This is a genomic window from Mucilaginibacter inviolabilis, from assembly GCF_011089895.1.
Lineage (GTDB): Bacteria > Bacteroidota > Bacteroidia > Sphingobacteriales > Sphingobacteriaceae > Mucilaginibacter > Mucilaginibacter inviolabilis.
Genome location: NZ_JAANAT010000002.1, coordinates 418250 through 440698 on the forward strand (window position 1 = coordinate 418250; position 22449 = coordinate 440698).

20 protein-coding genes are annotated in these 22449 nt (G+C 43.2%); 13 read left to right on the top strand and 7 right to left on the bottom strand.

Annotated features, from left to right (window positions below):
- Positions 1-60 precede the first annotated feature (60 nt).
- From G7092_RS18005 to lepB (G7092_RS18035), 7 genes are all read left to right on the top strand, one after another.
- Positions 61-864: a ParA family protein gene (locus tag G7092_RS18005; protein WP_076376030.1), complete on the top strand. Its 804-nt coding sequence runs from the start codon at positions 61-63 to the stop codon at positions 862-864.
- A gap of 3 nt (positions 865-867) precedes the next feature.
- Entirely contained in the window at positions 868-1791 is a 924-nt protein-coding gene (locus tag G7092_RS18010; protein WP_166091241.1) for a ParB/RepB/Spo0J family partition protein, read from the top strand.
- A 119-nt stretch (positions 1792-1910) separates the two neighbouring features.
- Positions 1911-2591 (top strand): DUF5683 domain-containing protein, encoded by a 681-nt coding sequence (locus G7092_RS18015; protein ID WP_166091242.1) that lies wholly within the window; start codon positions 1911-1913, stop codon positions 2589-2591.
- Between the two features lie 112 nt (positions 2592-2703).
- Positions 2704-3450: a 4-hydroxy-tetrahydrodipicolinate reductase gene (gene dapB, locus G7092_RS18020; protein ID WP_166091243.1), complete on the top strand. Its 747-nt coding sequence runs from the start codon at positions 2704-2706 to the stop codon at positions 3448-3450.
- Between the two features lie 15 nt (positions 3451-3465).
- Positions 3466-4908 (top strand): signal peptidase I, encoded by a 1443-nt coding sequence (lepB, locus tag G7092_RS18025; protein ID WP_166091244.1) that lies wholly within the window; start codon positions 3466-3468, stop codon positions 4906-4908.
- A 265-nt stretch (positions 4909-5173) separates the two neighbouring features.
- Positions 5174-6319 carry a signal peptidase I gene (gene lepB / locus G7092_RS18030; protein WP_166091245.1) on the top strand — a complete coding sequence of 382 codons (1146 nt, stop codon included), beginning with the start codon at positions 5174-5176 and terminating at the stop codon, positions 6317-6319.
- Positions 6320-6461: 142 nt separating this feature from the next.
- Entirely contained in the window at positions 6462-7934 is a 1473-nt protein-coding gene (gene lepB, locus G7092_RS18035; RefSeq protein ID WP_317170005.1) for a signal peptidase I, read from the top strand.
- 400 nt (positions 7935-8334) lie between these two features.
- Here the strand turns inward: lepB (G7092_RS18035) and G7092_RS18040 are convergent, their stop codons facing one another.
- The 5 genes from G7092_RS18040 to G7092_RS18060 form a co-directional block, all read right to left on the bottom strand.
- Positions 8335-9417 carry an Ldh family oxidoreductase gene (locus tag G7092_RS18040; RefSeq protein ID WP_166091246.1) on the bottom strand — a complete coding sequence of 361 codons (1083 nt, stop codon included), beginning with the start codon at positions 9415-9417 and terminating at the stop codon, positions 8335-8337.
- A gap of 187 nt (positions 9418-9604) precedes the next feature.
- Entirely contained in the window at positions 9605-10141 is a 537-nt protein-coding gene (locus tag G7092_RS18045) for an RBBP9/YdeN family alpha/beta hydrolase (protein WP_166091247.1), read from the bottom strand.
- 111 nt (positions 10142-10252) lie between these two features.
- On the bottom strand, positions 10253-10705 hold the full coding sequence (locus tag G7092_RS18050; protein ID WP_166091248.1) for an SRPBCC family protein: 453 nt from the start codon (positions 10703-10705) through the stop codon (positions 10253-10255).
- A 50-nt stretch (positions 10706-10755) separates the two neighbouring features.
- Positions 10756-12192: an asparagine--tRNA ligase gene (gene asnS / locus G7092_RS18055; RefSeq protein WP_166091249.1), complete on the bottom strand. Its 1437-nt coding sequence runs from the start codon at positions 12190-12192 to the stop codon at positions 10756-10758.
- A gap of 65 nt (positions 12193-12257) precedes the next feature.
- Positions 12258-12749: a hypothetical protein gene (locus tag G7092_RS18060; RefSeq protein WP_166091251.1), complete on the bottom strand. Its 492-nt coding sequence runs from the start codon at positions 12747-12749 to the stop codon at positions 12258-12260.
- 115 nt (positions 12750-12864) lie between these two features.
- On the opposite strand from G7092_RS18060, the gene G7092_RS18065 reads away from it, so the two are divergent.
- From G7092_RS18065 to G7092_RS18080, 4 genes are all read left to right on the top strand, one after another.
- Positions 12865-13725 (top strand): DMT family transporter, encoded by an 861-nt coding sequence (locus G7092_RS18065; RefSeq protein ID WP_166091252.1) that lies wholly within the window; start codon positions 12865-12867, stop codon positions 13723-13725.
- Between the two features lie 115 nt (positions 13726-13840).
- Positions 13841-15775, top strand: coding sequence for a DNA primase (gene dnaG / locus G7092_RS18070; protein ID WP_166091253.1), 1935 nt, complete (start codon positions 13841-13843; stop codon positions 15773-15775).
- A 134-nt stretch (positions 15776-15909) separates the two neighbouring features.
- On the top strand, positions 15910-16278 hold the full coding sequence (locus G7092_RS18075) for a YraN family protein (protein WP_166091255.1): 369 nt from the start codon (positions 15910-15912) through the stop codon (positions 16276-16278).
- A gap of 7 nt (positions 16279-16285) precedes the next feature.
- Entirely contained in the window at positions 16286-17356 is a 1071-nt protein-coding gene (locus G7092_RS18080) for a glutaminyl-peptide cyclotransferase (RefSeq protein WP_166091256.1), read from the top strand.
- 71 nt (positions 17357-17427) lie between these two features.
- On the opposite strand, the gene tnpA is transcribed toward G7092_RS18080, so the two are convergent.
- Both tnpA and pgi read right to left on the bottom strand, forming a co-directional pair.
- Positions 17428-17859 carry an IS200/IS605 family transposase gene (tnpA, locus tag G7092_RS18085; RefSeq protein WP_166091257.1) on the bottom strand — a complete coding sequence of 144 codons (432 nt, stop codon included), beginning with the start codon at positions 17857-17859 and terminating at the stop codon, positions 17428-17430.
- 567 nt (positions 17860-18426) lie between these two features.
- Complete coding sequence (pgi, locus tag G7092_RS18090) at positions 18427-20073, bottom strand: glucose-6-phosphate isomerase (RefSeq protein WP_166091258.1); 1647 nt, start codon at positions 20071-20073, stop codon at positions 18427-18429.
- A 254-nt stretch (positions 20074-20327) separates the two neighbouring features.
- Here pgi and G7092_RS18095 point away from each other — a divergent pair, with 254 nt between their 5' ends.
- Both G7092_RS18095 and prfB read left to right on the top strand, forming a co-directional pair.
- Positions 20328-20765: a hypothetical protein gene (locus G7092_RS18095; protein WP_166091260.1), complete on the top strand. Its 438-nt coding sequence runs from the start codon at positions 20328-20330 to the stop codon at positions 20763-20765.
- A 563-nt stretch (positions 20766-21328) separates the two neighbouring features.
- Positions 21329-22421, top strand: a protein-coding gene (prfB, locus tag G7092_RS18100) for a peptide chain release factor 2 (protein ID WP_166091262.1) whose coding sequence is annotated in 2 segments (ribosomal slippage) — positions 21329-21388 and positions 21390-22421 — 1092 coding nt in all. Because the reading frame shifts where the segments join, the coding sequence is not laid out codon by codon here.
- Positions 22422-22449 lie beyond the last annotated feature (28 nt).

The following is a 22449-nucleotide window of genomic DNA, read 5'->3' on the forward strand; positions in this document are numbered from 1 at the left end:
TTCCGGTTCTATTTTTCGTTGTTATAAATCATAGTAATATAAATTTTGTAAGGATATAGAATGAGTAAAATAATTGCTTTAGCCAACCAGAAAGGTGGCGTAGGAAAAACTACATCATCTATAAATCTGGCCGCAAGTTTGGCCGTATTAGATTTTAAAACCTTGTTGGTTGATGCGGATCCGCAGGCTAATTCAACATCGGGTATCGGTTTTGATCCCCGTAACATCAAGAACAGTATTTACGAGTGCATCATAAACCAGGTTGACCCGCATGAGGCTATCCAAAAAACGGATACCCCTAATCTTGATCTGCTACCAGCTCACATCGACCTGGTAGGTGCCGAGATAGAGATGATTAACCTGAGTGGCCGCGAGTATAAAATGAAACAGGTATTTGAAGCCATACAAAACGAGTATGACTTTATTATTATCGATTGTTCGCCATCATTAGGTTTAATCACTATCAACGCGTTAACCGCAGCCAATTCGGTAATTATCCCTGTGCAGTGCGAATATTTTGCGTTAGAAGGTTTGGGTAAATTGCTTAATACCATCAAAATTGTACAATCGCGCCTAAACCCGCAGCTGGAAATTGAAGGTATATTATTAACCATGTACGATGTACGTCTGCGTTTATCAAACCAGGTGGTTGACGAAGTGAAAACGCATTTTGAGGATATGGTTTTTGATACCATCATTCAGCGTAACACCCGTTTAAGCGAGGCGCCAAGCTTTGGTGTATCGGTAATTATGCACGATGCCACCTGTAAAGGTGCCATCAATTATTTAAACCTGGCCCGCGAAATTATTGAAAAGAACGGCCTCACCAAGAACGAGTCGGAAGCCGCGACAGCAACAGTGTAACCAATGAGTAGTGAAAGAAGAAATGCCCTGGGCAAAGGATTAAGTGCGCTGTTGAATGACTCTGTAAACGTACAACCTTATAATAAAACTAAGGACAAAGATACCGAAGCCTCCACATCAGCTGTGGAGGTGAATAGCCTGGGCTCGGTAAATGAGATACAGCTGGCCGAAATTGAGGTAAACCCTTTTCAGCCCCGTACCGATTTTGACCCGCAAGCCCTGGCCGAACTGGCCGACTCCATTAAACTGCAAGGGCTAATACAACCCATTACGGTAAGGCGCATCAATGCGCATAAATACCAGCTTATATCGGGCGAGCGCCGTTTTCGCGCTTCAAAAATAGCCGGGTTAACGCAGGTGCCCGCCTATGTGCGTACCGCCAACGACCAGCAAATGCTGGAAATGGCCCTGATCGAGAACATTCAGCGCGAAAACCTGAATGCTATAGAAGTGGCACTCAGCTTTCAGCGCATGATAGAGGAGTGTAATCTGAAGCAGGAAGAACTGGGCGACCGCGTGAGCAAAAACCGATCCACCGTAACCAACTACCTGCGCCTGTTAAAGCTGCCGCCAAGCATACAGGCATCCATCCGCGATGGGGCTTTAACTATGGGCCATGCCAAGGCTTTGATCACTATTGACGATCCCGCCAAACAATTATATTTACATCAACATATCATTCAGCAAGGTTTATCCGTTCGTAAAGCTGAAGAACTGGCTCGTGAAATGCAGAAGTCGCCGGTAAAGAAGGAAGGGAAACAACCCGAACCCGTATCATACCAGCTGCAAAAAATACAGGACGATCTGGCTTCAAAATTTAGTACAAGGGTAAAACTCAAGGTAGGCAACAAAGGAAGCGGTGTTATTGAAATACCTTTTCTTTCAGAAGATGATCTGGGCCGTATCCTGGAGATGCTGGATTGGTGAAAATTAGAATTTTTAGTATCAAGTAGTTAGTATCAGGTATCAAGATTTTTGAACGTGCAAAAAATGCAACGGTCTTGATACTTGATACTAACTACTTGATACCAAATAATAAATTAAAGATGTATAAATTCCTGCTTGTTATTGGTTTAGTTACCGTATTTGCTTTAACTGCAAAAGCGCAGGGGCTTGGGCCCGATACCGTGAAATCTGGTAAAAGCGATACGGTGAAAAAAGCGTCTAATACTGCTCCAGGTTCTTTCGCCCCGCCCATCAGAAAAGAAAAAGCGTATCATCCGGATAGTTTACACAGCCCGCACAAAGCAGTAATGCACTCTTTAATGGTACCCGGATGGGGACAACTGTATAACCACCGCTGGTGGAAAGTGCCTATCGTTTATGGCGGTATAGGGCTTTTGGTTTCGGCAGTAATATTTAACCAGAACAATTATAACGAGAATCTGGCTATCTATAATTACCGTAAGCAAGGTATAGCCCCTACACCCGGCCAGAAGTATTATGCCATATACCAGCTATATGCCCAGTATAACGTACCTGATGCCAGTATCATCAGCCAGCTTGACGGCTACAGGCGTAACCGCGATTTGAGCATCCTGGGTATTTTAGCTGCCTGGGGCATCCAAACTATCGATGCCTATATCGATGCCAAGTTCATACACTCCTATACGGTTGATAATAACCTGGGGTTTAAAGTTACCCCCAGCTTAATGAACCAGCCGATGTATGCACAAAGTGCGAATACTTCTTATATTCCGTCGATAAAAATTACCTTTACGTTTTAGGCTAGTATCAAGTAATTAGTATCAAGACCGCTGCAACTCTGCATTCGAGAATTTAAGAAATCTTGATACTAATTACTTGATACCAATACTAAACCTGATACTAAAAAAAAATATGAAAATAGCATTACTTGGTTATGGAAAAATGGGCAAGATCATCGAGAAGATCGCCATTAGCCGCAAACATGAAATTGTATTAACCATAGATCACGATACACTGGATGATCTGACGGTTGAAAACTTACAAAAAGCCGATGTGGTTATTGAATTTACTATGCCTGCATCGGTATTGGGTAACATTAAGCATTGCTTTAACGCAGGCGTACCCATTGTAGTGGGCACAACTGGCTGGTACGATCAGATACCCCAGGTAAAGCAGCTTTGCGAAGAGAGTAATAATACTTTGCTTTACGGCTCAAACTTTAGTGTTGGTGTAAATATATTTTTTCATGTTAACCGCCTGCTGGCCAAAGTGATGAACAACTATCCGTACTATGATGTGCAGGTAGAAGAAATTCATCATACTCAAAAGCTCGATTCTCCCAGCGGCACCGCTATCACCATTGCCGAAGGTATCCTGGATAACCTGGAAACTAAATCTGAATGGGTTAATGTTTTAACTACAGATGATAAAAGTGATGACGATGCGGTTTCCAATAATCAATTGCTGATCGAATCTTTACGTATTGACAGCGTTCCGGGTACGCATACCGTTATTTACGACTCGGAAGTAGATACCATCGAATTTAAACATACCGCCCACAACCGCAATGGTTTTGCCCTGGGCGCAGTATTGGCAGCCGAATGGGTGCACAATAAAAAAGGCTTCTATTCGGTTGATGCTATGTTTGATTTTAAATAGCACCGCTATTTTTAAATGGATATAGCCACTTACACCGCTTTTTGTTTAACTGCCGGGCCATTAACCATTTTAATGGTTATCGGCTTATGGAAGTTATTTGAAAAAGCCGGTCGCCCGGGTTGGGAATCCCTCATTCCGGTTTACAATGTCTATATCATACTCAAAATCAGCGGCAGGCCCTGGTGGCTATTGCTGCTGTTGCTGATACCTGGCATCAATATTATTATTGGTGTAGGGGTAGCGGTTGATTTTATTAAATCATACGGCAAATTTAAAATAAGTCAAAACGCAGCCATTATCCTGTTGCCCTTTATTTGTTTACCTAAATGGGGTTTTGATAAAAATACACGCTATCTGGGGCCATCTGCAACTATCAGTTTTCATGAAAAGCACCGGAAGGATTTGCAGAAATCAACCACCCGCGAATGGGCCGAGGCGGTGATTTTTGCAGTAGTTGCCGCTACGCTTATTCGTTCGCTTTTTATTGAAGCCTACACCATACCCACACCATCCATGGAAAGCTCACTGCTCGTAGGCGATTTTTTGTTTGTGAGCAAAATAAATTATGGCGCGCGCCTGCCCATAACACCGGTAGCTTTTCCCTTTGCACACCATACCATGCCAATTATTGGGGGTAAGGCCTATTGGAATGGTATTAAACTGCCGTATTTCAGGCTGCCCGGTTTGGGTGATATAAAAAAGGGCGATGTAGTGGTATTTAACTTTCCCATGGACGCCGATTCGCCCTTTTACCGCCCGGTTGATAAACGCGAAAATTATATCAAACGCTGCCAGGGAACTCCCGGCGATACCCTGAGTTTGCTTAATGCAAAAGTGTATGTAAATGATGAAGCGGCCATTACGCCATCACATGGTGAAATGGAATACATGGTACGTAACGATGGCAGTAGTTTTAACCGGCAACTGGCCCGTGACTTGCACCTGTCAGATATTCAGCAGTTTACCAATCAGGATTTTATGATGAACATGACCGCGCAGTCGGCCGCTTTGTTGAAACAGCAGGCTGGCATCAAATCGGTTAGGCCAAACATCCGGTTTAATGGAGTTTATGATCCGGAGGTATTTCCGCATAATCCAAAATTCCGGTGGAATGTAGATAATCTGGGTCCCATTATTATCCCCAAAAAAGGCTGGACGGTAAAACTCGACAGCCTAACCCTCCCCATCTATCGTCGTGCTATTGAAGTTTATGAACAAAACAAGCTGCAGGTAAACGATAATCATATCAGCATCAACGGTAAGCCAGCCGACAGTTATACCTTTAAGCTCAATTATTACTGGATGATGGGTGATAACCGGCATAATTCCGAAGATTCACGCTTTTGGGGCTTTGTACCCGAAGATCATATTGTTGGCAAGGCCTTGTTTGTGTGGATGAGTTGGGATGCCGAAACCCATAAGATCAGATGGAGCAGGGTAATGAGGATGATAAAATAGATGTGAGAATAGATGTGCGGATGTGAGAATAGATGTGCGAATGTGCAAATATGCAGATGTGCAAATGAAAAAATATATGTACAAATTATAGATGTGCAAATAAAATCATCTGCATATCCGCACATCCACGAATCATTTACACATCCGCATATCTGCACATCAATTTTTAGTAACATATAGCTTACAAAACAGTCATAGGTAATAAAAAAATAAATACATACTTTTAAAAAGTCTGCGCATTTGAAATTTGCACATCAATTCATTTATGAACTGGAAATTCTGGAAAAAAGATAAAAGCAAACCTAAAAAGAAAAAGAGTGCCTTGCGTGAATGGGGCGATGCTATTATTTTCGCGGTAATTGCGGCTACGCTGATACGTACCCTCTTTATTGAGGCCTACGTTATCCCCAGCGGATCGATGGAAAGCTCCCTGCTCATTGGCGATTATTTATTTGTAAGTAAGGTTAACTATGGTGCCCGCATGCCTATAACACCGGTGGCTATACCTTTTATGCACCACACTATCCCGTATACAACCAATGCAAAAGCCTACTGGGATGGTATACAGTTACCCTATTATCGTTTACCGGGTTTCAGCGATATTAAAAAAGGCGACATTGTGGTGTTTAACGCCCCCATAGAAGCCGACTCGCCGTATTACCGCCCGGTTGATAAACGCGAAAATATCATTAAACGTTGCCAGGGTACTCCCGGCGACACCCTGAGCCTGGTAAATGCACAGGTATATATCAATGGCAGGCCCGAAACTACCCCAGGCAAAGGCGAAATGGCCTACGTAGTAAAAACCGATGGCAGCCAGATAAATCCGCAATTGATCAACGAACTCCATTTAACCGATATTGGTATTATTGATAGCACTACATTTAAAACCAATACGACGGTTGAATCGGCCAAAACATTAAGGGGCTATTCCAATATCAAATCGGTTACGGCTGATATTGCGCCTAAAGGCATTGCCGATGATTTGAACCCTGTTTATCCGGCTAAATATCCACGTTATAAAAACACATCAAATTTTCCGCATTATACCTGGAATGTTGATAATTTCGGCCCCATCATCATCCCTAAAAAAGGCTGGACAGTGAAGCTGGATAGTTTAACCTTTCCGGTTTATGGTAGGGCTATTGAAATTTATGAGCATAATAAAGTAAAAGTAGTTGGCCATGATATTTATATAAACGATAAAAAAGCCGATACTTACACTTTTAAACTCAACTACTACTGGATGATGGGGGATAATCGCCATAACTCCGAAGATTCGCGTTACTGGGGATTTTTACCCGAAGACCATGTAGTAGGTAAGGCTTTATTTACCTGGCTAAGTGTGGATAGCACCGCCTCATTTGTAAATAAAATACGCTGGAACAGGTTGTTTAGAGGGATACATTGAGCGTGCTCATAAGGGAGGGTGTCACCCTGAGCTCCGTCGAAGGGTAGAGCGCAGAGGCCCTGCCCACCATGCTTCGGTGGAGCTCAGCATGACACCCTGTTAGAAATGACGTTATTAATAATTAGAATTTAAATACAAAAAAGTGAACATTATACTTGCTATTATACTACTGGTTATACTGCCTTACGTAGGGTTATGGAAATTGTTTGAAAAAGCCGGCAGACCAGGCTGGGAAGGCATTGTGCCTTTATACAATATTTACGGCATGATTAAACTAAGCGGCAGGCCCGCCTGGTGGTTTATACTGGTGTTGGTTCCCGGATTGAACATATTGGTAATGATTGGTCTCACCGTTGATTTTATCAAGTCGTTTGGTAAATTCAGCCTGCTCGACCATATTTTGGGCGTGGCTTTACCATTTATATTTTTACCTAAATGGGGTTTTGATAAGGATACCAAATACCTGGGGCAATCTGCCAGTCCGGAGTTTAGGGAAAAATATAAAATAGCCCTGAAAAAGACCGCTGCCCGCGAATGGGCGGATGCCATTATTTTCGCGGTGATAGCCGCCACGCTGATCCGTACGTTGTTTATTGAGGCTTATGTGATTCCGAGTGCTTCTATGGAAAGCTCGCTGTTAATTGGCGATTACCTGTTTGTAAGTAAAGTGAACTACGGAGCCCGCCTGCCTATGACGCCCGTAGCTTTCCCGTTTGCGCATCATACCATGCCGCTTATCAATACCAAGGCTTACTGGGATGGTATCGAACTGCCGTATTACCGTTTACCCGGTTTGAGCGATGTGAAAAAAGGCGACGTAGTAGTATTTAACTATCCCATGGATGCCGATTCGCCATTATATCGCCCGGTTGATAAACGTGAAAACTATATTAAACGCTGTCAGGGTACCCCCGGTGATACACTGAGTGTAGTGAATGCGCAGGTGGTTATCAATGGCAAACCGGCCATTACACCTCCCCACGGCGAAATGAATTACCTGGTAAAATCAGATGGCAGCGAAATTAATCCGCAGTTAGTTAATGAGCTTCACCTGGAGGATATTGCACCGGGAATCAACAATACTTTTACTACCAATACCACCGTAGCATCAGCTAATGCATTAAGGGGGTACTCTAACATTAAATCAGTTACACCTAATATATCTCCTGCCGGGGTTCCGGATCAGTTAAATGGTGATGTTTACCCGGTAAAATTCCCGAATTATAAGATTACACCCAACTTCCCGAACTTTAAATGGAACGTAGATAATTACGGCCCCATCATTGTGCCCAAAAAAGGCTGGACAGTAAAATTGGATAGCTTAACCTTTCCGGTTTATGGCCGCGCTATTGAAATTTATGAGGGTAACAAGGTGCAGGTTGTAGGTAAGGATATCCTGATCAACGGGAAAAAGACGGATACCTACACTTTTAAACTGAACTATTACTTTATGATGGGTGATAATCGCCACAATTCCGAGGATTCACGTTTCTGGGGATTTGTACCCGAAGACCATATCGTGGGTAAGGCGCTGTTCATCTGGATGAGTATCGATGATAATGCCAGCTTCCTGAGCAAGATCAGGTGGAGCAGGTTGTTTAACATTATTCATTAAGCCCCTACCCCCCCCCCGAAAGGGGAATAAGAAATTACATAGCCTGCCTGGTTTACCGGGTGGGCTTTTTTTGTTTCTATTATTAAACGAGCGTCATTGCGAGGTGCGAAGACTCACCCCGTCTGCGCTGCGCTGGACGACCCTCTCTTCGGCTTCGCCGGAAAGAGGGTGTGAAAAAAACATTTGTCATGCTGAACGCAGTGAAGCATCTGTTATGTGACTCTGTAGGGAAATAAAAAGAAAGTTGGGATAAGTGCGATTCCCTCCCAACGGGAGGGGCAGGGAGGGGTTTGTACAATGTATAGGCCTGCGCTGTTTATGAATTCGCTATCCCGAAATTAACACTGTATTTTTCGTGGTTGCCTCCGGCTTATATTCAGCTGAAAGCTGAAGCCATGGACTATAATCCCTGCAATGGTTCTACACCAAAACGTTCGGCCAAAATATGCAGGTCGGTCACCACGGCATCAACCAGGGGTATGCCATGGGTGCCTCTACGATGTTCGGCCTCCAGTTCGGGCTCACCGGGGATGATGACCTTCTGGGTAGGGTCGACAGTAGCAGAAGTCTTGAACCGGGCTATCCAGTTATCCAGGTGGCTCTTAAACTCATCTACCGGGCGAAAACCATCCACCCGCATAGCACCCACAAAATGACCAATACCTTGCCCAACCGGGTTGGCCGGCGGATCCAGAAAAGCCACAAAAGGAGGCACCCAGGGCCCATAATTGGCACCAGACAGTACCGCCGACAAAATATCCACCGTAGCACTCAGCCCAAAGCCTTTATGACTGCCATGGTCGCGGTCGCCGCCCAAGGGTAACAGCGCACCGCCGGTTTTAAGGGCATGCGGATCGGTAGTATACTGGCCGTGTTGGTCCTGAATCCAGCCCTCAGGCACTTGCTTGCCTAATCGTTGGGCAATCTCGAGCTTGCCATTGGCCGCGGCCGAGGTTGCCAGATCAACCACTACGGGTGGGTAGTGCCCCGCCGGGAAGGCATAGCACATGGGGTTGGTACCTAGCAGGCGCTCGCTCGAAAAGGTTGGCGCCACCAGCGGACTAGCATTGGTCATGGCAAAACCGATCATATCTTTTTCAACCGCCATCAGGGCATGGTAACCGGCAATACCAAAGTGATTGGAGTTACGTACCGATACCCAGCCCGAACCATATAATTCGGCTTTTTTGATGGCTATCTGCATGGCAAAGGGAGCTACTACGAGCCCCAGGCCCGCATCGCCGTCAACGGTGGCCGTGGTGGGTGTTTCGTGTACTATCCTAATGTTGGGTGTAGCATTGATTCGGTTTTTCTCCCAGAGGCGCACATAGCCGCTCAGGCGGGCCACGCCATGCGAGTCTATCCCCCGCAGATCGGAACGCAGCAAAACATCAGCGGCAAGTGTAGCATGTTCTGTACTGCAGCCTATAGCTTTGAAAATATTTTCGGTAAAGGTGCGGAGGGTAGATGGGCTGATAAGCATGATGTATGTTGATTTCTAACAGTAAAAATGTGTCGTTGCGAGGTACGAAGCACCTAAAAAGCTTGTCATTCTGAGCGTAGCGAAGAATCTATTAGGCGATTAGATCCTTCGTTCCTCAGGATGACAAGTTGGAGATACTTGCTTCGTACCTCGCAATGACGGATGGTTCTTGAACGTGATAAATATATCAATTATCCAATCGCTTCAGCAACTCCAATCCCTGCGGCCATTCACCAAAGCCCGATGCTAAATTAATATGACCGGCGTCGCCTATCTCTACCAACTCACTACCCCAGCTATTGGCAAATAAACGGGCGCGTTCGCTGCTTACATAATAGTCGTTGCTGCTGGCTACAGTGATGCTCCTGAACGGTAGTTTGATCAATGGTACAGGCGTAAAACCAGTAGTGCCCGGGGGATAGGTATCGGCTTCGGTATCGCTTGGGGCTACCAGTAAAGCTCCTTTGATATTGATATTGTACTCCTTTGCCCAATAGGCTATAGTGGTACAGGCCAGACTATGACCAACCAGAATTACATTTTGAGGATCATGTTGCTGTACATAGTTGTTGAGGGTAGTTATCCAGTCGCTGCAAACCGGGGTATCCCAGTCCTGCTCTTCGATACGGCCAAAGTTAAATTGCTTTTCCCAAAGCGATTGCCAGTGCGCCGGACCGGAGTTTCCCAGTCCCGGGTGGATAAGAATAGTTGAGTTAAAAGTCATTGTGTAATGTATGCATTTGATAATTGTGAAAAATAATATCGAACACCGGATGTTGAATGATGAATTTCGAAATACTTCGATGTTTAGTACTCGAAATTCGATATTCTCGATTTAACCGAGGGCCGGGGCTTCAGCTATTTCTTTGATCACCAGGTTGCGTTTTTCTAAAAGCCGGTACATATAGTTTTGCAGAAAAATAAGGTCGAACACAGTACCATACGGTGACTCGTACCGAAAGATGTCTTTCATGAGCGTTTCCTCTTTTATCGCAAAAAAGTAATGCTCATGCCTGAAATTTTTGAAAGCTCCCTGAACCATTTCATCGGTAAAAAAGTTTGGGTACTGGAGCTCGGTGATTTTGGAGGTTAGCGTTTGCCAAATGCCAAAATGTTTGGCCCGCCAGGTAACCCATTCGCCCAATTCAATTAAGCCACTGGTACGGCCTGCGATGGCGGTTTCGCCGGTATGCCGGGTTGAAGCCACATGTACATCGATGTTCCGGGCCAGATCGAAACATTTTTCGATTGGGGCATTGATATGGGTGGCTAATTCAATTATGGGCATGGGCTAAAAATACAAAACCCCCTCCTAAAAGGAGAGGGTTAAGGTGAGATTTAAAACTCCGCATTTTTCGGGAACCTTGGGAAAGGGATCACATCGCGGATGTTACCCATGCCGGTTACAAACAGCACCAGGCGTTCAAAGCCCAGTCCGAAACCAGCGTGCGGGCAGGAGCCAAAACGACGTGTATCCAAGTACCACCAAAGTTCATCTTTGGGGATGCCCATTTCGTCCATGCGTTGTTCCAGCTTATCCAAACGCTCTTCACGCGCCGATCCGCCTATGATTTCGCCAATGCCCGGGAACAGGATATCCATAGCGCCAACGGTTTTGCCGTCGTCGTTCTGACGCATGTAAAACGCCTTGATCTCTTTTGGATAATCGGTCAGGATCACTGGTTTTTTGAAATGCTTTTCAACCAGGTAACGCTCGTGTTCGCTTTGCAGGTCGGTTCCCCAGCCTTCGATCGGGTATTGGAACTTTTTCTTTTTGTTCGGGGTCGATTCCTTCAAAATTTCGATAGCCTCTGTATAAGTAAGGCGTTCAAAATCATGAGTTAAACAAAATTGCAGTTTTTCGAGCAGGGTCATTTCTGAACGCTCGTTCTGTGGTTTTTGTTTTTCTTCCTCGGCCAGGCGCTGCGTTAAAAACTCGATATCATCGGCATTTTTATCCAGGGCGTATTGGATCACGTATTTCAGCATGTCCTCGGCCAGGTCCATATTATCAGCCAGACTGTTAAAGGCAACTTCAGGTTCAATCATCCAAAACTCGGCCAGGTGACGGGTGGTGTTGGAGTTTTCGGCACGGAAAGTTGGGCCAAAAGTATATACATCGCTCAGGGCCATAGCGCCAAGCTCACCTTCCAGTTGTCCGGATACGGTGAGGTTGGTAGGGCGGCCAAAAAAGTCCTGTTTAAAATCGATCTCGCCGGTATCTGTTTTCGGGATGTTATCCAGATCGAAGTTGGTTACGTGGAAAGTTTCGCCTGCACCTTCCGCGTCAGATGCGGTGATCACCGGGGTATGCAGGTAAACGAAACCACGCTCCTGGAAAAACTGGTGTACCGCAAAAGCCAAACTGTTACGTAACCGGAATATCGCCCCAAAAGTACTGGTACGGAAACGCAGGTGGGCGTTCTCTCGCAAAAATTCCAGGCTATGTTTTTTAGGCTGGATAGGGTATTTTTCAGGATCGCTGTCGCCTAGTATTTCAATGTCCGTAGCTATAACTTCAACTGTTTGACCTTTGCCTTGCGAAGCAATTAACTTACCGGTAATGCTTAATGCAGCACCCACGGTAATGCGTTTTAATAATGCAGGATCAGTATTTTCGAAATCAACTACAACTTGGATGTTATTATTGGTTGAGCCATCATTTAAAGCAATGAAACGATTGGAACGGAATGCACGCACCCATCCTTTTACAGTTACATCAATGTCGGTTTGCTGACTTTGCAGCAATGCTTTAATCTTTACTCGCTGACTCATATAAATATATTTTTTAGAGTCGCAAAAATACAATTAATTATGTAACCAGATAGTGCACTTGAATGCTATTTTGATGACTGGGTAGCCTTATAAATACCATCTTTAAAACTGAGGGCAGCCGGGTAAGCGGGGGATAACGTATTGCCATAAGTTTGTTTAAAATACAATGAAAAGCTACCCTGGAAATTTTTTTCATCGGCTGATGTTGTTACGGTGAAAGTATTATCCTTTGATTTATCCAAAACAAAAGTGCTAACAACCGCGTCCTGACCAACTGTGGTAAAGTAAGTTGCATCAACCAGGGTGTAGTTGTCTGCGCTGTTTCGTTTCAGGGTAAACGCTATATTTTCTTCACCAATGTGCCCACGTAAAATAAGCGTATCGGTAACACCGGGTTTTATAACATCTATTTGTGAGGGTGCACGCCAGCTGGTCCCATCCTTTGTTGCCGATATCTGGTTGGTTACAACAGGCAATACGCAGCAATTGCGGTGTTTTTGGCACGATGTAGTTGCTAAGGCTAAGAATAACAATAGTATAAATGCAGGTGTTTTCATAATGCAGGTTTGGTTTTTTTAATATTACGACTAATTAAATGCTTTTGCTACAGCACCAACTTTAATATTTTATTGCAGCCTATTTCTTTAAATTTGTCCCTCATCCATTACCCCTATGAATCCCAAAGTAAGTCTTGCTATCGGTATTTTATGTATAGCCTTTTCGCCCATATTTGTAAAGCTTTGCGGGGCTCCGCCCATTACAGCAGCTTTTTACCGGGTGTTTTTGGCCTGGCTGGTATTGGCTCCCTGGTGTTTCTGGAAGGTAAACCTTAAAATTGAAACTAAAGATCTGTTAACTGCTTTTCTTGGCGGACTTATCTTTGCTTCAGACATTGCTGTGTGGAATATTTCATTGGGGCATATTAGCGCCACTGTATCAACCTTGCTGGCTAACCTGGCCCCCGTTTGGGTGGGGCTCATCAGTTTTTTTATCCTTCGCAAAAAATCGGGAATGCTGTTTTGGGCGGGTACAGGTATAGCCATAGTAGGGATGGTCATTTTAGTGGGTTATCAAAATATATTGAATCTGCAGTTTAATATTGGTATCGTGCTGGCGCTACTGGCCAGTATGTTTTATTCCGTTTATATTGTAATAACCAATAATATTTTACAGCGGATAGGCACGCTGTCGTTTATGTTTTATAATATGCTGGCGGCGAGTATTTTTCTGCTGATCATCAGTTGCTGGCAGGGCAATAACCTGGTTAATTTCCCCTTAAATAGCTGGCTTTGTTTTTTGGGAATGAGCCTGCTTTGCCAGTTAACCGGCTGGATAACGATAAACTATTCGCTGCGATTTTTGGAAAGTACAAAAGTAGCCATAGCGCTTTTGGGGCAAACGGTAATTGCAGGGATTATAGCCGTGATTTTACTGCATGAAAGTTTGCAGCTGAAAGAAATAATAGGCAGTGTAATTGTGCTTGTAGGCATAGCCGTTACTTTTTTAAAGCCGCGTTTGGTTAGTATCAAGTAGCTAGTATCAAGTATCAAGACAGCTTTACAATTGAAAATAAATTTTTAAAATCTTGATACTTGATACTAGCTACTTGATACTAAAACCTCGATGACCTACCTTTGCATTTTAGCTCATGATCATAAAATCCACTATCGACCGTATTATGGAAGCCACCGACATTGTGGAGGTGATAGGGGAGTTTGTACAATTAAAAAAACGTGGTGCCAACTATGTGGGCCTATCGCCTTTTGCTAATGAGCGTACCCCATCGTTCACGGTATCGCCCGCAAAAGGTATTTTCAAAGATTTCTCGACGGGTAAAGGTGGTTCGGCGGTTACTTTTTTAATGGAGCTGGAGAAATTCAGCTATCCCGAAGCTTTAAAATGGCTGGCCAAAAAGTACGGCATCGAGGTTGAAGAAACCATTGATCATCCCGAAAACAAAGAGGAAGACCAGCGCCGCGAAAGCCTCATGATCGTAACGGCCTTTGCCGCCAAATTTTTTCATGAAAGTTTACTGGATACCGAAGAGGGTAAAAATATTGGTCTGAGTTATTTTAAGGAGCGGGGCTTCAGTACCGAAACCATTAAAAAATTCGAACTCGGTTATTCGCCCGATCAATGGGAAGCTTTTACGGGAACGGCTATCAATCAAGGCTATCAGCAGCAGTTTTTGGAAGAAAGCGGACTGTCGGTTAAGCGAGATAACGGTACGCTGTACGACAGGTACCGTGGCCGGGTAATGTTTCCGATACATAGCTTTACCGGTCGTGTAATAGCCTTTGGTGGGCGTACACTGAAGAAAGATAAGAATGTACCCAAGTATGTGAACTCGCCCGAGAGTGAGATCTACCATAAATCAAACGTACTTTACGGGTTATACTTTGCCAAAAAAGCTATCCGCGATGAAGATAACTGTTACCTGGTTGAAGGTTATGCCGACGTACTGTCTGTTCACCAGGCCGGTATCGAAAACGTGGTGGCATCGTCTGGTACCTCACTAACTACCGAGCAGATCAGGCTGATAAGCCGTTTTACGCAGAACATCACCATTTTGTATGACGGCGATGCAGCCGGTATCAAAGCATCCCTGCGCGGGCTGGATATGATATTGGAAGCAGGGCTTAACGTGAAAGTGGTTTCGTTTCCCGACGGGCATGACCCCGACTCCTATGTACGCCTGGTAGGTACCAATGCCTTCAAAAAGCATATTGAGGAAAATAAAAAGGACTTTATCCTGTATAAAGCCAACCTGCTTTTAAAAGATGCCGGTAACGATCCTATAAAAAAAGCCGAGATCATCCGCGAAATTGTAGAAAGCATCGCCAAGATACCCGACTCCATCAAGGCCTCGGTTTTTATCAAGGAATGCAGCTATCTTTTACAGATAGATGAACGCTCGCTACTGTCCGAACTGAATAAAATGCGGCAGGCCAAAGCCAAAAAGGATGGTCAGCAGCAACAAAATACCCGGTACTCTCCGCAGCAACCTCCGGACGAACCTAACTTTTTTGACGAGCCTGAAATTCAGGAAGCCAAAGATGAGAGCGCGCAGGAAAAGGAAATCATCAGGCTATTGCTCCTGTATGGCAACAGAATGATTGACTGGGATGGCATCGCCAATACTTATATCGGTCCCTTTATGATAGCCGAACTGGGCGACGTTACCTTTGAACATCCGGTTTGTAAAATGTTTACAGATCTGTACCGGCAGGAAGTGGAGAATGGCGTACTGCCCGATGATGCCTATTTTATTCATCACCAGGATAAAGGTATTGTTGACCTCACGGTTAACATGCTGGCTTCCAAGTATACGCTGAGCGAAAATTGGTACGAGATGCACAGGATCATGATACACGATGAGCAGGATAACATGAAAGCTGCCATTTTGGGTGCCATTTTTCATCTCAAGAAGCACAAAGTGGGTAAAATGCTCGAGGCCCTGCGCAATGAACTGCAAAAGGCCGAAACCGAGGCCGACCAGGAAATATTGCTGAACCAGTATATCCGCATGAAAAAGGTCGAAAAAATGATCTCCGATTTTTTAGGCTCGGTAATTATCAAATAATGCAAAACAGGAGTCAAGATATTAGAATCAGGAATCAAGAAGAGCGTAAAGCAAATCCACTTAGTTGCGCCCTTGTTATTGCCTTGTTTTATTACTGTCTTAATTCTTGGTTCTTGACTCTTAACTCTAAATAAATGGCCAAACACCTCGACCTTGGCCGCGCCGGCGAAGCTTTAGCCAAAACCCATCTGGAAAATGCCGGCTACGAAATACTCGATGAGAACTGGACCCATGGAAAAGCCGAGATAGATCTGATTGCATATAAAGACAAGGTTATTATATTTACCGAAGTAAAAACCCGTACCGGCAACGGTTTTGGTGAACCCGAGGATTTTGTGGATGCCCGTAAACAAAAGTTACTGGCTGATGCGGCAGATGAATATATTTACCTCATGAACCACCAGGGTGAAGTGCGGTTTGATATCATCGCTATTTTGTTTGACAGGGATAAAAATTATATACTAAACCATATTGAAGATGCGTTTTGGCCTTCGGCCACTTAATTTGCTTATGAATAATAAAATAAAAATACTTTTTACCGCCTGTGCCTTATTGGCCTTTGGCTGTAGCTGCAATAATAAATCCAAAGATAATGCCACTGATTATACCATCAGCCCGGAAGCCGGTACATCCTACAAAGCTGGTGACGACGTAAAGATCAAAGTGAGCTTACCTGCCGATAGTAAACCAGATTCCATCGTATATATGCTGGATGCCTTAAGATTAGGCGTTGCTAAAGATTCGGCCGGAATCAGTATCAAAACAGATACTATCCCGCTGGGTATTAAAGTTATAACAGCTAAAGTGTATGCCGGTGGTAAAGATCAGGAAGTAACTACCAATATTATTTTACTGGCAGCTAAAGCGCCTGAATTGCTGACCTATAAAGTTGAGAAAGTGTTTCCGCATGATACTAGTGCCTACACCGAGGGTTTGCAATATGCTGATGGCGTTCTGTACGAAAGTACCGGCGAACCAGGCCATTCTACTATCAGGAAAGTTGATCTGGAAACCGGAAAAATATTAAAGGAGACCAAACTCGGAGCGCAATATTTTGGAGAAGGATTATCTGTAGTGGGCGATAAGGTTATCCAGCTTACCTATAGGGAAAAGGTTGGTTTTGTGTATGATAAAAATTCACTGAAACTGTTAAGCACATTTACCAATAATGTGGGTGTAGAAGGCTGGGGTATGTGTTTCGACGGCAAAAAATTATATATGGACGATAGTACCAACCGCATCTGGTTCCTGGATAAAGATACCTATCAGCAAAAAGGCTACATTGATGTTTATGATGATAAAGCCAAGGTAGATTCTGTTAACGAATTGGAATATATTAATGGTAAGCTATATGCAAACGTATATCAAACGGATGATATATTGGTGATTGATCCAAAAACAGGCGCAGTACTGCAAAAAATAGACATGAAAAATCTTTACCCCATGGCCAGCCGTCCGCAGGACAGGGATTGGGGTAACAACGTACTCAACGGTATAGCTTATGATGCCACTACTCAACGCCTGTTTGTAACCGGCAAAAAATGGCCTCATTTATACCAGATAAAGGTTGTGAAACAATAGCCCTCTAAAAGAAAAGCTTTTGATTAGCATATTTTAAAAAGAAAAGAGCCTGCAATTGCAGGCTCTTTTGGTTATTTATTTGCTTGCCATCCATATTTAATCATAAATTCATCAACCTCTTCTTGAAATGATTTTTTTAAATGATGATTTTCTTGATTCTTTATATAGTTAATAACAATGTCTACTTGTGATTCACTTACTGAAACGGCAAAATAATCGTCCTGCCAGCTAAATTTTTCAGAGACAAGATTGTTTTTGTTGATCCAAAATGATGATTCGCCTTTTATCAGCTGACTTATCTTTGCAATATTTTGATCTTTTCCTAAAGAGATAAGGCAATGTAAATGGTCTGCATAGCCATTAATTGCTTGTAGAAAAATTTCTTTCTCTAAACAGTTTTCGGCAATGTGTTTAAATAGATCATATCTGAATTCTTTTTTAAGCCATGGTTCACGATTTTTTGTGGCAAAAACTAAGTGAATCCAGATTTTTACGAATGACATGATATAAGTTCGGCTAAAGCCACTTTTGTGTTTGAATAGTCCGTCCCATAAATGGGACGGCAATGAATTTCCTTATGTAAATTAATGATTTTTAATTTATGCAGATTTATTGGATCGGAAAATAAATTTCGAATCAAATTTATAGTCATTGGCTTCGGCTATGAAATTATAATGAAAAGCCCGTGTTCCCCTAAATTAATAAGCTTTTAAACAAATGCAAATCAAATTCATTGCTGTGGGCCTCAGTCATAGAATTATAACAAGAAGTCTGCGCTACCCTAAATTAATAAGCTTTTGAATAAGTGTAAATCAAATTCATTGCCGTTGGCTTCAGCCGTAGAGTTATAACAAAAAGCCAACACCATCCTAAATTAATAAGCTTTTAAACAAGTGCAAATCAAATTCATTGCCGTTGGCTTCAGCCAACGGATATCAAGAATACAAGTTTGGCTTTAGCCTCATATAATCAATAGATGTAAAAATACCAAAAGGGCCCACAATTGTGGGCCCTTTTATTTTAAAATGAATATGCTAATCAAAAGCTCCCCCTTCAGGGGGCCGGGGGGCTTACCTCCAGGCTTTATACTGATTGATCAAACCGTTGGTTGATGAATCATGGCTGCTGATTTCGCTGTTATCTTTTAACTCTGGAAGGATCTTGCCGGCCAGTTGTTTGCCCAGTTCAACACCCCATTGGTCAAAGCTGTAGATGTTCCAGATAATGCCCTGTACAAATATTTTGTGCTCATACATTGCAATTAACGAACCCAGGCTATGCGGAGTGATTTTTTTAAGCAGGAACGAGTTGGTTGGGCGGTTACCTTCAAACACTTTGAAAGGCGCTATTTCCGCTATTTCTGCTTCTGTTTTACCGGCTGCTTTTAACTCGTCAATTACTACTTCCTCTGTCTTGCCATTCATTAAAGCTTCGGTTTGCGCAAAGAAGTTTGATAGTAACATGTTATGATGCTCGCCAAGCGGATTGTGTGATTGTGCGGGCGCTATAAAGTCGGCAGGAATCAGTTTGGTGCCCTGGTGTATCAGCTGGTAAAAAGCGTGCTGGCCGTTGGTGCCTGGCTCGCCCCAGATGATAGGGCCGGTTGAGTAATCAACCTCTTTACCGTTACGATCCACATGTTTACCATTGCTTTCCATATCGCCCTGTTGAAAATAGGCGGCGAAACGGTGCATGTACTGATCATATGGCAATATCACGTTGGTTTCAGATTCAAAGAAGTTATTGTACCAGATACCTACTAAAGCCTGTATCACTGGGATGTTTTGTTCAAACTCGGTAGTACGGAAATGTTCGTCGGTAGCATGGGCGCCTTCCAGCAGTTTTACAAAATTATCAAAACCAATGCTTAAAGAGATAGAAAGACCAATAGCGCTCCATAAAGAGTAGCGACCACCAACCCAATCCCAAAACTCAAACATGTTTTTGGTGTCGATGCCGAATTTACTAACAGCGGCAGCATTGGTTGACAGGGCGGCGAAATGTTTGGCTACATCAGCCTCTTTAGCTCCGGCAGCCAGGAACCAGTCGCGTGCGCTATGGGCATTCGCCATAGTTTCCTGCGTGGTGAATGTTTTAGATGCTATAAGGAATAAAGTAGTCTCCGGGTCAACCACTTTTAATGTCTCGGCGATGTGTGTGCCATCAACGTTAGACACAAAGTGCAGGGTCAGGTGGTTTTTGTAAGCTTTTAATGCTTCGGTAACCATTACCGGACCCAGGTCAGATCCGCCTATACCAATGTTCACCACATCGGTGATCGGTTTGCCGGTATAACCTTTCCAGTCGCCTGATATAATGGCGTGGCTGAAATCTTTCATATGGTCCAACACTTTATTTACATCGGGCATCACATCTTTGCCATCAACATAAATAGGTTTGTTGCTGCGGTTACGCAGGGCGATGTGCAGTACCGGGCGGTCTTCGGTAACGTTGATCCTTTCGCCAGAAAACATGGCCTCAATTGCCTTATTTAGTGAACATTCCTTGGCTAACTGTATCAATAAAGCGATAGTTTGCTCATCAATGCGGTTTTTGGAATAATCAAACAAAATGTCTTCAAACTGGATGTGGAATTTCTTAAATCGCTCTTTATCAGTATCAAACAGCTCTTTCAGACTTTTCGATACGATGTCGATGTAATGGTCTGTTAAATATTTATAACTCTGGGTGGTGGTAAAATCGATGTTTGGCAGCATAATTGAAGTGTTTTTTAACAAAAGTAACAAGTTAATTGTTAGGTGGATATTAAATATAAAACTAACAATTCTTAGTGTTGTTTTAACACTGTTTACATAGTGTTTGTTTTACACCTAAAAATTACGAAAATTTTAAAAATATTTGACAATTGTTTGGATATTTCAAATAGTTATTTGATATATTTGTCTTGTTGATAATCAAATGGTTGATTTATCATCAATTTGTAAATTTAAAAGTAAAAATAAAAAAGGTCATGTTTGAAAAACTTTTTTTGCTTGTAAAAAATAACGCCGGGACGGCTGTTGTTAACAACCCAGTAATACCTGCAAAGCACCGCGAAGCAGTGATGATTGAAGCATCAAGTTCCATCATTGAGGTTTTAAAAGGCCAGATGGAAAATGGTAAGTTGAAAGAGCTTATCAAGTATTTTCAGTCGTCGGGTATTTACAATCATTCATTAGTATCAAGCATTGTAAACCGCTTTGCCAACCGTTTAAATACTTTTTATCATATCGATCCGGTACAATCACTGGCAACAGCCAACGCGCTGATACCACAGGTAATGCAGGAATTGGTAAAAGCCTCAAAAAGCGAACAGATCAAAGAATTTGGTTTAACCAACATGTTGACCAAATTAAACGGTAACAAAGCCGACCTGAGCCTATTGGTTAATAAACTGATGGTAGCTTAATAAAAAATATAACCCCTGATAAGGCCCGCGATTTCGCGGGCCTTTTTTGTTGGGGGCAAACGCCTGGGAATTTACTTTAACCGATGCCTGCTGTAAGTTATGCAATGGTAACATGGACAAAATTATGGTTTACACTTTTTGGCGGTAAATTTATTTATTATATTGATTATGAGTTATTTATATGAATTCAAGCCTTGAAAAGTGTAAACCATGTAAACCCACTTTTTGACAAAATGATGCTCCTGTAGAGCGTAATAGTCTAAGATTAGAAGGGTTTTTAAAGCTATGGCATTCGCATAATCGACTCACCCCGTCTATGCTTCGCTGAACCACCCTCTCTCCGGCTTTGCCGCAAAGAGGGCATTTTATCTTGTTTTTTGTCATCCTGAGGAACGAAGGATCTATTCTACAATTGAAAAGTTCAATAATAGATGCTTCACTCCGTTCAGCATGACAAATCTTTTTTACCTCCTTGCGCAGTGTAGGGGTAACGGGCGCAGCGATGTCGGGGTGAGTCTGCTTTTTTTATTTATGCCGATGAGCAAATTATCTATATTTGCCGCATGACTAAAGAACAGATTCAGGATTTAAGGGATAGATTAGTTTCCCTGAGGAGGCATCTTTGACATCGACAAGAAGCTTGACCAATTAAAAATAGAACAGGAAATAACTGTTGGTCCCCATTTTTGGGATCACCCAAAAGAAGCCGAAAAAGTACTGGCGTCCATCAAAACCAAAAAAGTATGGACGGATGAGTTTCAGAAAGTATCAGCTGTAATTGATGATACCGGCGTGCTTTTTGAATTTTACCAGGGTGGTGATGCTACCGAAGCAGAAATGCAGGAGCAGTATAATACCGCCATTAAAGTTGTAGAAGAGCTGGAGTTCAAAAACATGCTTTCGGCCGAAGAAGATCAGTTTAATGCCGTATTACAAATTACAGCAGGCGCCGGTGGTACCGAAAGCTGCGATTGGGCAGGCATGCTCATGCGGATGTACATTATGTGGGGCGAAAAAAACGGCTATAAAGTTACCGAGCAGGATTACCAGCCGGGAGATGTGGCCGGTGTTAAAACCGTTACCCTGCAATTGGAAGGCGATTTTGCCTATGGTTATTTAAAGGGTGAAAATGGTGTGCATCGTTTGGTGCGGGTATCGCCTTTTGATGCGAATGCCAAGCGCCATACGTCGTTTGCATCAGTATATGTTTATCCATTGGTGGATGATACTATTGAGATCGATATTAACCCGGCCGATATCGAGTTTGAAACCTTCCGCTCTGGTGGCGCTGGTGGACAGAACGTGAACAAGGTGGAAACCGCCGTACGTTTATACCATAAGCCATCGGGCATTATAATCAAAAACCAGGAGTCGCGCTCGCAATTACAAAATAAGGATAATGCCATCCGCTTGCTCAAATCGCAATTGTATGAAATTGAGATGCGCAAACGTATGGAGATCACCAATGCTATTGAAGGCAATAAAAAGAAAATTGAGTGGGGTTCACAAATCCGCAACTATGTGCTGCACCCATACAAACTGGTGAAAGACCTGCGTACCGATCATGAAACCTCTAACGCTGCGGCAGTATTAGACGGTGAACTGAACGAGTTTTTAAAAGCTTACCTGATGGAATTTGGCGGGCCTAAAAGCTAACCAGTTTAATCAGCTATAAAAAACGGCG

Excerpts from the sequence above, each read along its gene's own strand:
- G7092_RS18005 (WP_076376030.1), top strand. The coding sequence starts at position 61 with ATGAGTAAAATAATTGCTTTAGCCAACCAGAAAGGTGGCGTAGGAAAA.
- G7092_RS18010 (WP_166091241.1), top strand. The coding sequence starts at position 868 with ATGAGTAGTGAAAGAAGAAATGCCCTGGGCAAAGGATTAAGTGCGCTG.
- G7092_RS18015 (WP_166091242.1), top strand. The coding sequence starts at position 1,911 with ATGTATAAATTCCTGCTTGTTATTGGTTTAGTTACCGTATTTGCTTTA.
- dapB (WP_166091243.1), top strand. The coding sequence starts at position 2,704 with ATGAAAATAGCATTACTTGGTTATGGAAAAATGGGCAAGATCATCGAG.
- lepB (WP_166091244.1), top strand. The coding sequence starts at position 3,466 with ATGGATATAGCCACTTACACCGCTTTTTGTTTAACTGCCGGGCCATTA.
- lepB (WP_166091245.1), top strand. The coding sequence starts at position 5,174 with ATGAACTGGAAATTCTGGAAAAAAGATAAAAGCAAACCTAAAAAGAAA.
- G7092_RS18040 (WP_166091246.1), bottom strand. The coding sequence starts at position 9,417 with ATGCTTATCAGCCCATCTACCCTCCGCACCTTTACCGAAAATATTTTC.
- G7092_RS18045 (WP_166091247.1), bottom strand. The coding sequence starts at position 10,141 with ATGACTTTTAACTCAACTATTCTTATCCACCCGGGACTGGGAAACTCC.
- G7092_RS18050 (WP_166091248.1), bottom strand. The coding sequence starts at position 10,705 with ATGCCCATAATTGAATTAGCCACCCATATCAATGCCCCAATCGAAAAA.
- asnS (WP_166091249.1), bottom strand. The coding sequence starts at position 12,192 with ATGAGTCAGCGAGTAAAGATTAAAGCATTGCTGCAAAGTCAGCAAACC.
- G7092_RS18060 (WP_166091251.1), bottom strand. The coding sequence starts at position 12,749 with ATGAAAACACCTGCATTTATACTATTGTTATTCTTAGCCTTAGCAACT.
- G7092_RS18065 (WP_166091252.1), top strand. The coding sequence starts at position 12,865 with ATGAATCCCAAAGTAAGTCTTGCTATCGGTATTTTATGTATAGCCTTT.
- dnaG (WP_166091253.1), top strand. The coding sequence starts at position 13,841 with ATGATCATAAAATCCACTATCGACCGTATTATGGAAGCCACCGACATT.
- G7092_RS18075 (WP_166091255.1), top strand. The coding sequence starts at position 15,910 with ATGGCCAAACACCTCGACCTTGGCCGCGCCGGCGAAGCTTTAGCCAAA.
- G7092_RS18080 (WP_166091256.1), top strand. The coding sequence starts at position 16,286 with ATGAATAATAAAATAAAAATACTTTTTACCGCCTGTGCCTTATTGGCC.
- tnpA (WP_166091257.1), bottom strand. The coding sequence starts at position 17,859 with ATGTCATTCGTAAAAATCTGGATTCACTTAGTTTTTGCCACAAAAAAT.
- pgi (WP_166091258.1), bottom strand. The coding sequence starts at position 20,073 with ATGCTGCCAAACATCGATTTTACCACCACCCAGAGTTATAAATATTTA.
- G7092_RS18095 (WP_166091260.1), top strand. The coding sequence starts at position 20,328 with ATGTTTGAAAAACTTTTTTTGCTTGTAAAAAATAACGCCGGGACGGCT.